The organism is Gluconobacter sphaericus, assembly GCF_016757795.1.
GTDB lineage: Bacteria > Pseudomonadota > Alphaproteobacteria > Acetobacterales > Acetobacteraceae > Gluconobacter > Gluconobacter sphaericus.
The window spans coordinates 2,539,841-2,553,723 of sequence record NZ_CP068419.1 but is presented as its reverse complement, the minus strand read 5'-3'; the positions used below and the strand labels follow the sequence as shown (position 1 = coordinate 2,553,723).

General features: G+C 57.7%; 10 protein-coding genes and 1 pseudogene. 7 read left to right on the top strand and 4 right to left on the bottom strand.

Annotated features, from left to right (window positions below; all coding sequences use genetic code 11):
* The first annotated feature begins 78 nt into the window (after positions 1-78).
* The 4 genes from IGS75_RS12055 to IGS75_RS12040 all read left to right on the top strand — a co-directional run bounded on the left by IGS75_RS12055 (position 79) and on the right by IGS75_RS12040 (position 8,105).
* Positions 79-2,715 carry a M1 family metallopeptidase gene (locus IGS75_RS12055; protein ID WP_202256977.1) on the top strand — a complete coding sequence of 879 codons (2,637 nt, stop codon included), beginning with the start codon at positions 79-81 and terminating at the stop codon, positions 2,713-2,715.
* A 104-nt stretch (positions 2,716-2,819) separates the two neighbouring features.
* Complete coding sequence (locus IGS75_RS12050) at positions 2,820-4,460, top strand: ABC-F family ATP-binding cassette domain-containing protein (RefSeq protein WP_141353274.1); 1,641 nt, start codon at positions 2,820-2,822, stop codon at positions 4,458-4,460.
* Between the two features lie 333 nt (positions 4,461-4,793).
* Positions 4,794-6,683 carry a hypothetical protein gene (locus tag IGS75_RS12045; protein WP_408876450.1) on the top strand — a complete coding sequence of 630 codons (1,890 nt, stop codon included), beginning with the start codon at positions 4,794-4,796 and terminating at the stop codon, positions 6,681-6,683.
* 129 nt (positions 6,684-6,812) lie between these two features.
* Positions 6,813-8,105: an MFS transporter gene (locus IGS75_RS12040; RefSeq protein WP_202256975.1), complete on the top strand. Its 1,293-nt coding sequence runs from the start codon at positions 6,813-6,815 to the stop codon at positions 8,103-8,105.
* A 57-nt stretch (positions 8,106-8,162) separates the two neighbouring features.
* Here IGS75_RS12040 and IGS75_RS12035 read toward each other — a convergent pair whose 3' ends face one another.
* Positions 8,163-8,774 carry a YceI family protein gene (locus IGS75_RS12035; RefSeq protein ID WP_141353279.1) on the bottom strand — a complete coding sequence of 204 codons (612 nt, stop codon included), beginning with the start codon at positions 8,772-8,774 and terminating at the stop codon, positions 8,163-8,165.
* Positions 8,775-8,812: 38 nt separating this feature from the next.
* Positions 8,813-9,628 carry a DODA-type extradiol aromatic ring-opening family dioxygenase gene (locus IGS75_RS12030; RefSeq protein WP_202256974.1) on the bottom strand — a complete coding sequence of 272 codons (816 nt, stop codon included), beginning with the start codon at positions 9,626-9,628 and terminating at the stop codon, positions 8,813-8,815.
* Between the two features lie 105 nt (positions 9,629-9,733).
* Here IGS75_RS12030 and IGS75_RS12025 point away from each other — a divergent pair, with 105 nt between their 5' ends.
* Positions 9,734-10,645 carry a LysR family transcriptional regulator gene (locus IGS75_RS12025; protein ID WP_202256973.1) on the top strand — a complete coding sequence of 304 codons (912 nt, stop codon included), beginning with the start codon at positions 9,734-9,736 and terminating at the stop codon, positions 10,643-10,645.
* Between the two features lie 21 nt (positions 10,646-10,666).
* On the opposite strand, the gene IGS75_RS12020 is transcribed toward IGS75_RS12025, so the two are convergent.
* On the bottom strand, positions 10,667-12,355 hold the full coding sequence (locus tag IGS75_RS12020) for a M28 family metallopeptidase (RefSeq protein WP_202256972.1): 1,689 nt from the start codon (positions 12,353-12,355) through the stop codon (positions 10,667-10,669).
* A 280-nt stretch (positions 12,356-12,635) separates the two neighbouring features.
* Here IGS75_RS12020 and IGS75_RS15925 point away from each other — a divergent pair.
* Both IGS75_RS15925 and IGS75_RS15920 read left to right on the top strand, forming a co-directional pair.
* Positions 12,636-13,103 (top strand): annotated as a pseudogene (locus tag IGS75_RS15925) (transposase); the annotation flags it as partial.
* A gap of 125 nt (positions 13,104-13,228) precedes the next feature.
* A complete protein-coding gene (locus tag IGS75_RS15920) occupies positions 13,229-13,369 on the top strand; it encodes a hypothetical protein (protein ID WP_456306158.1) in 141 nt (46 codons plus the stop codon).
* A 160-nt stretch (positions 13,370-13,529) separates the two neighbouring features.
* Here the strand turns inward: IGS75_RS15920 and IGS75_RS12010 are convergent, their stop codons facing one another.
* Positions 13,530-13,820 carry a hypothetical protein gene (locus IGS75_RS12010; protein ID WP_202256971.1) on the bottom strand — a complete coding sequence of 97 codons (291 nt, stop codon included), beginning with the start codon at positions 13,818-13,820 and terminating at the stop codon, positions 13,530-13,532.
* Positions 13,821-13,883: the final 63 nt, after the last annotated feature.

The following is a 13,883-nucleotide window of genomic DNA, read 5'->3' as shown; positions in this document are numbered from 1 at the left end:
ATGCCACCGTCTCTGTAACAAAAAACGAACGGCCCATTCCGTTTCCCATCATTCAACCGTTTCAAGGAACTGCATTTCATGCGCCGTCTTCTGGTCCTCACAACGTTGCTTGCAGGCCTGCCCCTCGCACTCCCGGCCCATGCTGAAGGCACGTTTTCCTTCGCCACAACACCGGGTCAGCTTCCCAAAACCGTCGTGCCGACGGACTACATCATCGATCTGACAACCGACATGGATCATCTGACGCTTCAGGGCGACGAGATCATCCGGATTGAAGTGCAGAGCCCGACTGCGGATATCACGCTCAATCAGGCCGGCCTCAAACTGGCCAGTGCCCTTCTGGACAACTCACAGAAGGCCGAGATCCGTCAGGATGATGCCGCCGAAACCGTCACTCTGCACTTCCCGGCTCCGGTTCCGGCCGGCGTCCACACGCTGGCCATCAAGTATTCCGGCCCCATCCTGAAAACGCCGAACGGCATCTATGTTGACGACTACACCGACCCGGCAGGCAAGCCAAAGCGGATGCTCGTCACGCAGTTCGAAGTCGCCGACGCACGCCGGATGTTCCCGGGCTGGGACGAACCTGCCTTCAAGGCGACCTATCAGCTCAACGTCACGTTGCCGTTCGACTATGCCGCCGTGAGCAACATGCCGATCATCGGCACGACGCAACAGGACGAAAAGACCAAGCGCGTCTCCTTCAGCCCCACCCCACGCATGTCGAGCTACCTGCTCGCACTGGTGGCGGGTGATGTGGCATCTGTCGACGGCAAGGCGGACGGAACACCCCTGCGCGTTTTCGCCCCTACCGGTCTTGAACAGCAGGGCACTTACGCACTTGGGGCTGCCGAAAAAATCCTGCCCTATTACAACGACTATTTCGGAATTAAGTATCCACTGCCGAAAATGGACATGCTCGCCATCCCCGGAAACTATCAGGCCGGCGCGATGGAGAACTGGGGGGCGCTGACCTATATCGACAACGTCCTGCTGTTTGATCCGAAGAACAGCACACCCCGCACCCGCGAACTGATCTATGAAGTTGTCGCACATGAAATGGCACATCAGTGGTCGGGTGATCTGGTGACCATGGGCTGGTGGGACAATATCTGGCTGAACGAAGGCTTTGCCTCCTGGATGGAAATCAAGGCGACCGACAAGATGAACCCGGAGTGGGACATCTGGCCGCGTCAGCACGAGACCCGCGAAGCCACGATGGCAACGGACGCCCTGTCCACGACCCATCCGATCCAGCAGGTCATCCACAATGTGAGCGAAGCCAATTCCGCATTTGACGGCATCAGCTACGGTAAGGGCGAACTGGTCATCCGTATGATGGAAGGCTGGCTTGGCGAAGACCATTTCCGTGATGGTATGCGCGCCTACATGAAGGCCCATGCTTTCGGCAATGCGACCAGTCAGGATCTGTGGAACGCTCTCTCCACCACGTCCGGACAGGATGTCGGCAAGGTCGCCCGCAGCTTCACCGAACAGCCCGGTATTCCACAGGTCAATGTCGCCGCCGTCTGCAAGAACGGCCAGACGACCTACACCCTGACGCAGAGCCGCTTTACGATCCATGACCCGAATGCAAAGGCTCTGACCTGGAACATTCCGGTTGTCGCCGGCGGCCCCGGTCTTACGACCAAAAAGCTGGTCCTTGGTGCAGAACCCGCTACCTTCACCCTGCCCCGCTGCAATGCGCCCCTCAAGCTCGATCTGGGCGAAAGCGGATATTACCGCGTGCATTATGACAATGTGGCCTTCGCCCCGATCGCCGCATCGATCTCAAAATTTACTCCCGTGGATCGTGCCAACATTCTTGGTGACCAGTTCGCGCAATTCCGGGCCGGGCATGGCGCGCTATCCTCATATTTTGACCTCGTAGACCGCCTGACCGCCGCCCATGAGACCGACATTGCCACGCTTGAGGAAATCATCAGCAAGCTGGAAACACTCGATTTCTATGAAATCGGCAGCCCGGATCGCCCTGCGTTCCAGGCCTATGCCCGCAGCCGCCTTGTCCCGGTCCTGAAGCGTCTGGGCTGGGACCAAAAGCCGCATGAGAGCGTTCTGGACACGATGCTGCGCCCATCCGTTATCTCGGCACTCGGCACCTTCAATGATCCGGCCGTACTGGCCGAAGCCAAACGCCGTTTTGCAATCTGGCTGAAGAACCCGGCCTCCCTGCGTCCCGATCTGGTCGGTACGGTCTCGGCCCTTGCGATGAAACATGCCGATGCCGCGACCTGGGAGATTATGGCCAAGAAAGTTCGCGATACGCAGGCGACCGAACTCAAGCTCCGCCTCTTCCAGGCCATCGCCAATGCTTCCGACCCGGACCTGATCCGTCGCAATGTGGAACTGGCCTATAGCGGCGCCATTCCGAACGGCCGTATTTCCATGGCACTGTCGTCCATCGCCTCTGCCAGCGAAAATCCGGATCTTGTCTGGAAACTCGTACGTCAGCATGAGGCCGAGATCCGCACACATCTTGCGCCCTGGTCACAGGACGGGTTCCTGCCCGCCATTGCCGCCCATTCCAATAACCCGGACATTCTGGCCGAACTTCAAAAAGACCCGTCTTCCACAAAGACAACCGGTGCGAAAATCGCCACGGCCCATGCGGTCAATGCCGTTTCAGCCCGCAAAGAAGCCGTTCAGGCGGCCCAGAGCCAGATCCACGACTGGCTCGCCACTCGCACCCACTAACACTCCAACGAGGCGGAAAAGATCCGCCTCGTCCCTGTCCGGAGCGGTAAAACTGCTATAGACGTGGCTCTCCTGTTTTACCCGCCACCGGACCATCCTGACCCATGCTTCAGATCGAAAACCTTGTCTTCAACGCCTGGGGACGACAGTTCTTCAATCGTGCAAGCGCCAACCTGCCCAACCCGTCCAAGGTGTCTCTGGTCGGTCGGAACGGCGTCGGGAAGTCCACGCTTTTCAAACTGATCAAGGGCGAGCTTCAGCCGGATTCCGGTGAGATCGTCATCCCCCGCGCCGCCCGTGTGGCAACCGTGGATCAGGAACACCCCGCCACTCCCATCAGCCTGATCGACACAATCCTCGCAGCCGATACCGAACGCGCTGCCCTCATGGCCGAGCTGGAGACCGCCGATCCGGAGCGGATGGGCGATATCTGGATGCGCCTGATCGAAATCGACGCCGACAGCGCCCCCTCCCGCGCCGCAGAAATTCTTAATGGTCTGGGCTTCTCCACGGCCGACCTCGATCGCCCGATGGCTGAGTTCTCCGGCGGCTGGCGCATGCGTGTAGCCCTGGCCGCCGCGCTGTTTGCAGAACCTGACCTACTGCTGCTCGATGAGCCGACGAACTATCTCGATCTAGAAGGTGCCCTGTGGCTGGAAGCGCGCCTCGCCCGCTATCCTCATTCCGCGCTCATCATCAGCCATGACCGCGAACTGCTAAACAATTCCGTCGATTTCACACTGCACGTCACGGAAGGCAAGCTGGAACTTTACACCGGCGGCTATGACGATTTCGAGCGTCAGCGCGCCGAGAAGATTCGCCTGCAAAGCGCCACACGCGCCAAGCAGGAAGCCGAGCGCGCACATCTCCAGTCCTTCGTGGACCGGTTCAAGGCCTCCGCCGCCAAAGCCGCGCAGGCCCAGAGTCGCGTCAAGCGCCTTGCCAAACTGACACCGATCGAAACCACGATCGAAGCCTCAGTCTCGCCATTCCTGCTTCCCTCACCGGCCCGCCCCCTCGCCCCGCCCCTGATCCGGCTGGAAAACGTCGAGGTCGGCTATGGCGATGATCCGGCCATCCTGCGTGATCTGAACCTCAGGCTCGACGTGGATGACCGTATCGGTCTGCTCGGCGTTAACGGCGCCGGTAAGTCCACCTTCGCGAAAATGATCGCAGGTGCCCTTGAAGTCCGCTCCGGCGAAGTCTCGCGCTCTCCCCGCATTGAGGTTGGCTGGTTCCACCAGCACCAGATCGAGGCGCTCGATCCCGAGCAGACCCCACTCGACATCATGCGCGAAGCCCGTCCGACAGACAGCGATCAGTCACATCGCTCCCGTCTGGCACAGTTTGGCATCCATTTCGAAAAACAGGGCACCAAGGTCGAGGCCCTATCCGGTGGCGAGCGCGCACGTCTGCTCCTGAATATGGTCGCCATGGCTGCCCCGCATCTGCTGATACTCGACGAACCAACCAACCATCTGGACATCGACAGCCGCCGCGCCCTGCTGGACGCCCTAAACAGTTACGAAGGCGCGGTCATTCTCATCACTCATGACCGTTCGCTGATGGAACTGGTCGCAGACCGTCTCTGGCTCGCCGCAGACAACCAGATCGTTCCTTTCGACGGCGATATGGACGATTACGCCCGCTTCGTGATCGACCGTGCAAAGGGCGGAACATCCGCCCCATCCCAGAGCGCGGCAAAGGAGAAGCGTTCCAAGGGTAAGAAAAAGAAGGCCAAATAAGAAAATACGAAAATCATTATTGAGGAGGGCCGCCCTTGAATTACTCCTCCTCGATATCCTGACTCCAATATAAAAATTGTTAAATATCCACGACAGAATAGTAAATACACCCCCACGAAACGTGGTAAGATTTTATTCTAATCCATAAATAATGTGTAATTTTCGTTATTTTTGAGATATGTCAATTTCCAAACTTCCGTGAACGCGTAAGTCTCTCCTGACGGGGAATGCCCATCGGCATGGCGGTCAGGTAACTGATGGAATTCCTTGGACGGATTTTAGGAAGGGAAAAGTGTGTCTCCTCTCGGTGGCCTGAAAATCACGGGAAATGACTTGCCCAAACGGTACAGACTTCTCCTGGGCGCTGTCTTCTTCATTGGCTCCCCCCTTCCTGCCTTTGCCCAGAGCGCCGACGACCAGGAACTGGCCGCGATCAAAGCAGAGATGCGCATGCTCGAAGGTCGCCTTCAGGCCATCGAGCAACGTCGTCATGCAGGATCGGCCTCCCATGAAGCCCGCCCGAACGCCCCGAAAACGTCCGTCGCACGTAGGGTGCCAATAAAGGGCGAGATCCCCAAAATCGAAACCGCCCGCGCGACAACATCGCCGTCCTCTCCGGCCAGCAGCTTTCCCCGCCCCAGCACCGGGATCATGCCAGTTTCAACATCAGGCTTCGCTCCGGACAGCGTCACGACAGGCGCTGTAACTTTCCCTTCAACCCCAAACGTTACGCCAACCCACCAGACACCGCCACCGCTGTTCCAGTGGCTAGGCAATCAGCACAATGAAGCACACCGGACATCCATCGACCTGACATCGTCCAGTCCACTCGCCATTACGCAGACGGAAGTGGATCATCTTCCACCGGTCTTCCAGATTGGCAATCTGACGGTCAGGCTGGGCGGGTTCATCGATTTCTCCAATATCTGGAGAAGTTCAAACATGACCAGTGGCCCTGCGACGGCATGGAACAATTTCCCGTATGCCAACAGTCCCAATCACGGACTGAGCGAGGAACGCTTTTCGGCACAGCTTTCGCGTTTCTCCACCCTTCTGGAAGCTAACCCAACCAAGTCCGTGCGTCTTCAAGCTTATATTGAAAGCGATTTCGGCGGCTCTGGCGGGACGACTAACAGTGTGCAGGTCAACGGTTATACCCCCCGTCTGCGACAGGGATATTTCACGTTCACACAGAAAGACTGGGGGCTGCACGTCCTCATGGGCCAAGCTTGGAGCCTGACAACGAATTATGCCAAGGGTGTCATTCCCCGTCAGGAACAGCTCCCGGCAGTGACGGATAACAACCAGATCCCGGGCATTACCTTTACCCGTGTCCCGCAAATCCGGATCGCCAAGGACTGGGACAAGAAATACTGGATCGCGCTATCGATCGAGGACCCACAGGCGACGGTCGGTTTCTCCGATACACTCAGCTCCGGAGGAACCCTCCCGGCCAGTTATGGGCGTCTGGCCGGGCCGCGGGTCTATTACGCCAATAGCGGCGGCGTTCTGCTGAACCCGAACACGCAGTACACATACAATCCAGCTCCCGACATCGTCCTCAAGACGGCGGTTGATACGTCATTCGGGCATTATGAGGTCTTCGGCCTTGCCCGCTGGTTCCGTGGACTGGTTCAGCCAGCTGGCGAGAACCATACTCACAAAAGCACGCAGTTCGGCGGTGGTGTGGGGGCAGGCATGACCGTTCCGCTTGGAACGGACAAGCTTCAGCTGACCGGAAACGTACTCGCTGGTCAGGGTATCGGGCGTTACGGACCCAGCCTCATTCCCGATACGACCTTCGACAGCAACGGCAATCTCACTCCGATCCCGGAAATCATGGGGGCGCTCGGGCTGGTTGGACATCCAGCACGCTCCGTACTGCTTTATACCTATGGCGGTGTGGAGAGCGCGGGACGCCGCACCTATCTGGGTGCCGATGGCATCCAGCATGGCTATGGCGCGACAGACCTGAACCTGTCCGGCTGTGAATACGAATTCGGAACGTGCTCCGCCCAGACGAGAACGCTGGCTTCCCTGACGACGGGCGGCTGGTGGCACTTTATGGACGGGCATTACGGCAGTGTCATGGGTGGGCTTCAGTACACCTATATCCGGAAGTTTGCCTTCAAGGGTAATGACGGCGCGGACCATGCCGTCGACCCTACGACCTACGGACACACGGTGTATGTGACCTTCCGTTACTACCCCTTCCAGCAATAACACCTGGTGAAATATTCACATTACCTGACAAGAATTTCCAATCGTAAACAGAATTTTTTCAATAATTCTGCGCCCTCACAATCATGGTTTCCGGTCTGACAGGCCAACTATGACACTCTGGAGAATTTTATGTCTGGCACAACAACTCAGGCGCCGCCCAAGCCTCTGAATCCGTCCCCGACGCAACCTCAGAAACTTCAGCCGCTCTATGTGCTGTCGTGGTTTCTATGCGCGCTGTTTTATTTCTATCAGTATGCCATCCGTTCCGCCCCCGGCATCATGCAGGATGAGCTGACACGAGCCTGGGGCAACAGTCATCTCGGTCTGATGATTGCGTCCTATTACATCGTCTACGCGCTAATGGCCCTTGCCGTGGGCGTGCTACTAGACCGCTATGGCGCCCATGCCATCATGCCAATTTTCATTGCCATCACGGGCGTGGGTTGCCTGATCTTCGGCCAGGGTAGCCTTGTTGCGGGTATTGGTGGTTACATCATTCAGGGTATCGGCGCTATTTGCGCGTTCGTCGGCGCGTCCTACGTTGCCGCACGTTATCTTCCGGCCCGGACTCTGGCGCTTTTTGTTGGTCTGACGCAGTGCATGGGCATGGCCGGGGCTGCCTTTGGCTCCAAGCCAACGCGCATCCTGATCGATCCGCATGGGTCATTCCATATTCCCTGGCAGTCCGTCTGGTTGGGATTTGGTGTCATCGGACTCCTGCTAGCCGTGGCAATCTTTTTTGTCATGCCGCGCGATACGGGTGACAGTGCCCAGCACCATGGCGATTTTTCGATGGCCAACCTGCTGCGTCCTTTCAAGATCATCTTCTCCAATCCGCAGAGCTGGATTGCCGGCCTTGCTGGCGGCCTGCTCTTCGTACCGACCACGATCGGCGCTCTGGGCTGGGGGGCACTGATGCTGAGCAAGGGCGAGCACACCACGATGGGCTTTGCGGCCACGGATGTCTCGATGGTTCCCATCGGCTGGGTAATCGGCTGCCCGCTTCTGGGCTGGATTTCCGACAAGATCGGCCGTCGCAAGCCCGTCCTGATCGGCGGTGCTCTGGTTCTGCTGGCAGCGTCGCTCTGCGCACTTTACGTACCGGTCGGCGTTATGCCGCATTACTCCGTGGCGCTGATCATGGGTATTGCGTCCGGTGCGGCCATGATCCCATTCTCCTCAATGAAGGAAGTCAATCCGCCCGAGGTCAAGGGAACGGCTGCCGGCGTCATGAACTTCCTCGTGTTCGGAACGACAGGCATCATGTCGCCGCTCGTTTCCACCCTGATGGGCAAGGATGCGCCCGAGACGATGGAACAGTTCCATACCGCCTTCCTGCCACTGGTCATCGGTATCGGAATAGCCATCTTGCTTGGCTTCCTACTCAAGGAAACCGGATGGAAAGTACGCAAGACGTCCTGATCTTTCCGGACAGTGTAAAAAAACGGCCCACTCTCGTGGGCCGTTTTTTTATGCGCGTTATTTCGCGGCAGTCTTCTCAAACGCCCCGGCAATCGTCAGCTTCACATCGTCGCCGACATAGGGGACATATTTCTTTACGCCAAAATCACTGCGATGGATTGTCGCTTCAGCCTGAAAACCGACTGTATATGCCTTGTCCATCGGGTTAATGCCGGCACCTACGAAATGGACATGCAGGACCTCCGGATGGGTGACACCATGAAGCGTCAGGTTGCCAGTCACCAGGGCCTCATCCTTGCTCGTGCGGCGGACCTGCGTAGAGACGAAGGTCGCATCCGGATATTTCGCAACATCGAACCATTCACTGTTCTTAAGTTCGCCTGTCAGAACTGCGCTGGTGGTTGAAATGCTGGAAACCGGGATGGTCACGTTCAGGTGCGAGGCGTCCGGATGGGTCGTATCAAGCTGAAGCGCGCCGGTGACGCCGGAGAACTGGCCGGAATAATAGGTGAAGCCGAAATGCAGCACGGAGAAACCGATCTGCGTATGGCTGGTCTCGACAGTATAGGCGCCGGACTGCACATCCGCAGGGTTGGCGGCATAAGCTGTAGAAGACAGGATTGCGAGAGCGAACGCAGCACCTGCGCTTTTGAAAAAACGTGCTTTCATGATGTCATGATCTTTCTTGATGAAGTGAGTTGAGGACATCAGCCGAACCGAAAACCGGACAGGGCCTTCCCCATGACGATATCGCTATAATCGCGATAACCTGCATCGGTTCCCGCGGCTCCCGCAGCGAACATCAACGGCAGGAGATGTTCCGGCTGAGGGTGACACTCCTGCGCAAACGGGGCCTGCTCCCAATCCAGCAGGCTCTGTGTGCGACGAGCGGGCGGAGCCTCGACCGCCTGCTGAAGCCAGGTGTCGAACGCGACAGATCTGGCGTCGGATACGGCGCCGGGGCGCATAAGATAGCGCATGTTGTGATAAGTCATGCCCGTGCCCACGATCAGGATGTTTTCGTCCCGCAAAGGCGCCAGCATCTCTCCGAGCTTCAGAACACCTGCAGCATCCAGTGCCCCTGGCAAAGAAATCTCCACAACCGGAATATCCGCATCGGGAAATGCGAGCATGAAGGGAATGAAGACACCGTGATCCAGTCCCCGTGTGGCATTTTCCGTACAGGCCATGCCGTTGTTACGCACGAGATCACGGATTTTCCCCGCGATGCTCGGGGCTCCGGGTACGGGATATTCAAGCTGATAGGTGTGAGGCGGAAAGCCGGAATAATCATAGATCAGCGACGGATGGGCTGCTGATCCGACGACCATATCCGACGTCTCCCAATGGCCGGACATAACCACAATGGCATCCGGACGACGCGGCAGGGACGGCCCTACAGAACGGAGATAGGCTGCCATGTGATCCCATGTCGTCCCCCACTCCATAAAGAAGCACGGGCCACCTCCATGAGGCAGGAAAAGAGCGGGCTGCCGCATAGTATTCTGATCTTTCAGACGCATCGTAAGTACCTCCGTTCCTTGCGACGGGGCTGATCTTGCCACCCTCACCCAAAAAGAATAATTCCCTGATTCAGGATAGGATCTGACACCAGGAGTGTGAGGTAAATGCTTGATCGCTTCACAGGCATGCAGGTTTTTGCAAAGGTCGTAGCTCAGGGCAGCTTTTCAGGAGCCGCGCGCTCGCTGGGTCTGTCACAGACGATGATCACGAAACATATTGCCGCTCTGGAAAGCCGGTTGGGGATCTCACTGTTTCATCGCAGCACGCGCAGGCTGTCTCTGACGGAGCCGGGGCGCCTCTTTTTCATTCGCAGTCAGAAAATCCTGACGGATCTGGAAGAGATGGAACAGGAAGTCTCGGCAGAAAACCAGGAGCCACGCGGGCTCCTGCGCCTGAATGCACCGGTCTCCTTCGCTATCCGCCATGTAGGGCCTATCCTGCCAGAATTCAGCCGCCGCCATCCCCTTGTCACGGTCGAACTGGGGCTCGATGACCGGAGGATTGATCCAATTACCGAAGGATGGGATCTGACGCTGCGTATAGGGCGGATGCCATCAAGCGCGCTGCGGTCGCGTCGGCTGGCCCAGGTCAATTTCGTAGTCTGCGCGGCACCATCTTATCTGGAAGAGTGTGGCATACCGCAAACTGTCGCCGAACTTCAGAACCACCGTTGTCTGGGCTATACGCTGGGCGATGAAATCAGCAGTGCACGCTGGAGTTTTGGTACGAAGGGGGAGCGCACGGTTCCGGTGAGCGGTCCCATGCATGCCAATAACGGTGATATCCTGCGCGAAGCTGCCTTAGCCGGACAAGGCATCATTTACCAGCCGACATTCATCGTTTCGGATGATCTGAAATCAGGTCGGCTGGTTCCGCTACCGCTTGATGTCCCCGTCATGACGGGGCCGGAACTCCACGCCGTCTATGCTCCAACGCCTCATGTCCCGCTCAAAATCCGGGCGATGATCGATTTCCTGGTTAAACACTATAGCCCGGTTCCGCCCTGGACGATCTAACGAAACCGGAAAAAGCGTCCCTTACTGAACCGTTGCCGGAGCAGTTTTCTCGCGGATGGCGGCGAATTCTGAACCGACCTTCCATTGTGGCCAGTCATGGGAAAAGGCCACATCATGCCCGACTTTCCACACAGCCCAGACGTCCTGCGCGGCACCGCGCACATCCCAGTCAGGGCTCCAGGCGTCACAGGCCTGATGGTAGCAGGCCATATAGGCCGTCAGCCATTTGCCGCCTGCTTCCGTTCCGCCTTTCAGAAGATCGAACTTGCCGGCCATATCCATGACAGCAAGAACCGGCACACCAGCGCGAGCGAAAGGCAAATGATCCGCGCGGTAGAATGCGCCACGCTCGGGCATCGCTTCCGGCTGGGCCGTGCGCCCCTGAAGGGCGACTGCGGCCGCGAACTGCTCCTGAAGCGTATCCTGCCCTGCTCCGATGATAAACGCGTTATGCGCAGGCCCCGCCATCTGGAGCACATCCATCGTCAGATTGGCAGCCGTTTTGTCCAGAGGTGCCAGCGGATGGGCGACGTACCAACCGGATCCCAGCAGACCGCGCTCCTCGCCTGTCCAGGCGGCGAAACGGATGGTCCTGTTGGGAGTCGGTCCAGCCTTGAAGGCACGGGCGATTTCGAACAGCGCTGCAATTCCCGAGCCGTCGTCAATCGCACCACGTCGAATGACAGTGTTCCCCTGCGCATCCGTGCTTTTGCCGTAAGCATCCCAGTGGGCACCGAACATGACGGTCTCATCCGGATATTTCGCGCCTGTGATCTTGGCGAGTACGTTCTGGCTCTGCAGCCGATCGACCGTAACCGGCAGGTTGGCTGAGAACGTCGTTCGCTTCAGCGTGACGGGATGGAAGTTCTCGGAACGAGCCTTTATCCGCAGAGCATCAAGATCCAGCCCGGCCTGGCGGAAGAGCGCAGCCGCAGCCTTGCCTTCAAGCCACCCCTGAACGGGGACAGGACGGCTTTCGGTGGCAGTATGTTCCACATCATACGCCTCACCGCCTGGTGCCACGACCGTGCTCCAGGGATAGGACGCGGCGGCCGTGTCGTGCACGATCAGGGCAGCGACGGCGCCACGGCGAGCGGCTTCCTCGTATTTGTAGGTCCAACGGCCGTAATACGTCATGGTCTTGCCGCCGAAGCGACCGGCGACGGGTTCACCGGGATCCGCATCGAAATCGGGATCGTTGACGAGGAAAACCGCGACCTTGCCCTTCAGATCAACGCCCTTGAAATCATCCCAGTGACGCTCTGGCGCATGCACACCATAGCCCACGAAAACCATTGGAGCATTTTTGACCTGCAGCCGATCTTCCGGCAGTAGCGTCGAGAGATAGATGTCCTGTAGCTGGATCAGGGGAAGTGCCCTACCGCCGCTCCGGACACTGATGGAACCGTTCGCAGCGGTTCTGGTGCGGATCATGGGGACAGTCTGCGTCCATCCGCCGTTTTCACCAGCCGGCTCAAGCCCCAAAGCCTTGTACTGCTCAATCAGCCAGGGAACCGTGACCTTCTCCCCTGCTGTTCCGGGAGCACGGCCTTCGAAACGATCGGACGCCAGGATCTTCATCGTCTCCGACATGCGCGACGGGCTGATCTCGGCTGTCGGATCGGCATGACCGGTGACCGGAGCAAGAAGAGCCGCTGTCAAGGCAGTGGCAAGAAAGAGGCTACGTCGGGGAAATGTCTTCTGTATCATGGCAAGAGCATATCTTCAGTTACGGTTCTGGGAAGAAAAAATCGTACCAGCGTCTTGCAGTTCTGCCGGATCCACACGATCACGGCGGATGTAGACGCCTTTTCAATCGAATCGCGCTGATAATCCTGTGCGAATATTTTCAGAACGCAGGGCGGAAGATCTTGCGAAAGCTCACGCTCATGGCCGCTCCAGGGGTGACGTGGAGGGTTCGAAAAACCCCCTGGTTTTGAGGTCTGCTCTGTGATTCCATTCGTCTGGTTCTGACTGAGGGAATGGCGCTATGAAGCAGTCTGGTTTCTTTGACGTTGAAGAGCGGCTTGCCCGGTAGAGCGGGCTTGGTGATCAGCTCGAAGCGTTTTCCCGGACTGTGGATTTTGAGGCCTTCCGCCCTGAGCTGGAGAAGGCTCTGGCGTATTCTGACGGAAGCAAAGGCGGGCGACCGCCGTTTGATCCGGTGCTGATGTTCAAGATCCTGGTGATCCAGACGCTCAACAATTTGTCTGATGAGCGGACAGAGTATCTCATCAACGACCGCCTGTCGTTCATGTGTTTCCTTGGTCTGGGACTTTCAGATCGGGTTCCTGATGCCAAAACAGTCTGGTTGTTCCGTGAACGCCTGACACAGGCGGAGGCCATTGAAAGACTGTTTGAGCGCTTTGATGCGACCCTGCGGGACGCCGGTTATCTGCCGATGTCCGGCCAGATCCTGGATGCCACGCTGGTCGCGGCTCCAAAGCCAATGAAGACTTCATGGAAAAGCAGGGCTTTGTCTCAAAGGTTCATCGCAAAAAGCCGCATCTCAAACCCATGCCACTCCATATCCAGCGGTTCAATGCAGGAAAGTCCGTGATCTGATCCCGCGTCGAGCATGTCTTGGCCGATCAGAAATCGCAGACGGGACTGTTCGTCCGAACTGTCGGTATCACCCGGGCCACCATGAGGATCGGGCTGGCCAATATCGTCTACAACATGCGCCGCTTCCTCTTTCTGCAGCGGATCAGCACCGCAGCGTAGCTATCAAGCGGGTAACAGCCCCCAATCTGCTCAAAACGCAGACCGGATGCCATCGCAGAAACCGTCAATCAAATCGCCAAAAGCCAGAAATCACGGACCACGCACATCAATTGACGGTTCTTCGATCCCTCTAGCTGCAAGGCACCGAACCGATGGGTTTTCAAACGGGAAATAGAAAGACGGCCACGGCGCTGGCCCTCGCACAAACAACCGGGATGAGCCGCGTGAAATAGGCGTGGTGAAAATCCGTCACCAGACCGATGAGCCAGGACAGAGCAAAAATCAGCGGACCGTCCGCGTCGATATAATCGCGATACAGGATATCACCCTCGGCGATAGACAGTCCGCCAAGGATATGACCGGATTCATCACCAAAAAGTGGGGTTTCGAGGCCGAAGAACGTCTTCAGGCTAAAATACAGCACGGCAAGCATCGCGAGAATGGGGCACAATAAAAAAAGCGGCTCATTCTGCGCATGGATGTCGGCATGTTTTTGTCCAGACAAAAGAGCGGG

Bases quoted from the DNA above. Each gene is read 5' to 3' on its own strand.
- IGS75_RS12020 (WP_202256972.1), bottom strand. From the start codon at position 12,355: ATGATACAGAAGACATTTCCCCGACGTAGCCTCTTTCTTGCCACTGCC.
- IGS75_RS12035 (WP_141353279.1), bottom strand. From the start codon at position 8,774: ATGAAAGCACGTTTTTTCAAAAGCGCAGGTGCTGCGTTCGCTCTCGCA.
- IGS75_RS12025 (WP_202256973.1), top strand. From the start codon at position 9,734: ATGCTTGATCGCTTCACAGGCATGCAGGTTTTTGCAAAGGTCGTAGCT.
- IGS75_RS12055 (WP_202256977.1), top strand. From the start codon at position 79: ATGCGCCGTCTTCTGGTCCTCACAACGTTGCTTGCAGGCCTGCCCCTC.
- IGS75_RS12050 (WP_141353274.1), top strand. From the start codon at position 2,820: ATGCTTCAGATCGAAAACCTTGTCTTCAACGCCTGGGGACGACAGTTC.
- IGS75_RS12030 (WP_202256974.1), bottom strand. From the start codon at position 9,628: ATGCGTCTGAAAGATCAGAATACTATGCGGCAGCCCGCTCTTTTCCTG.
- IGS75_RS12040 (WP_202256975.1), top strand. From the start codon at position 6,813: ATGTCTGGCACAACAACTCAGGCGCCGCCCAAGCCTCTGAATCCGTCC.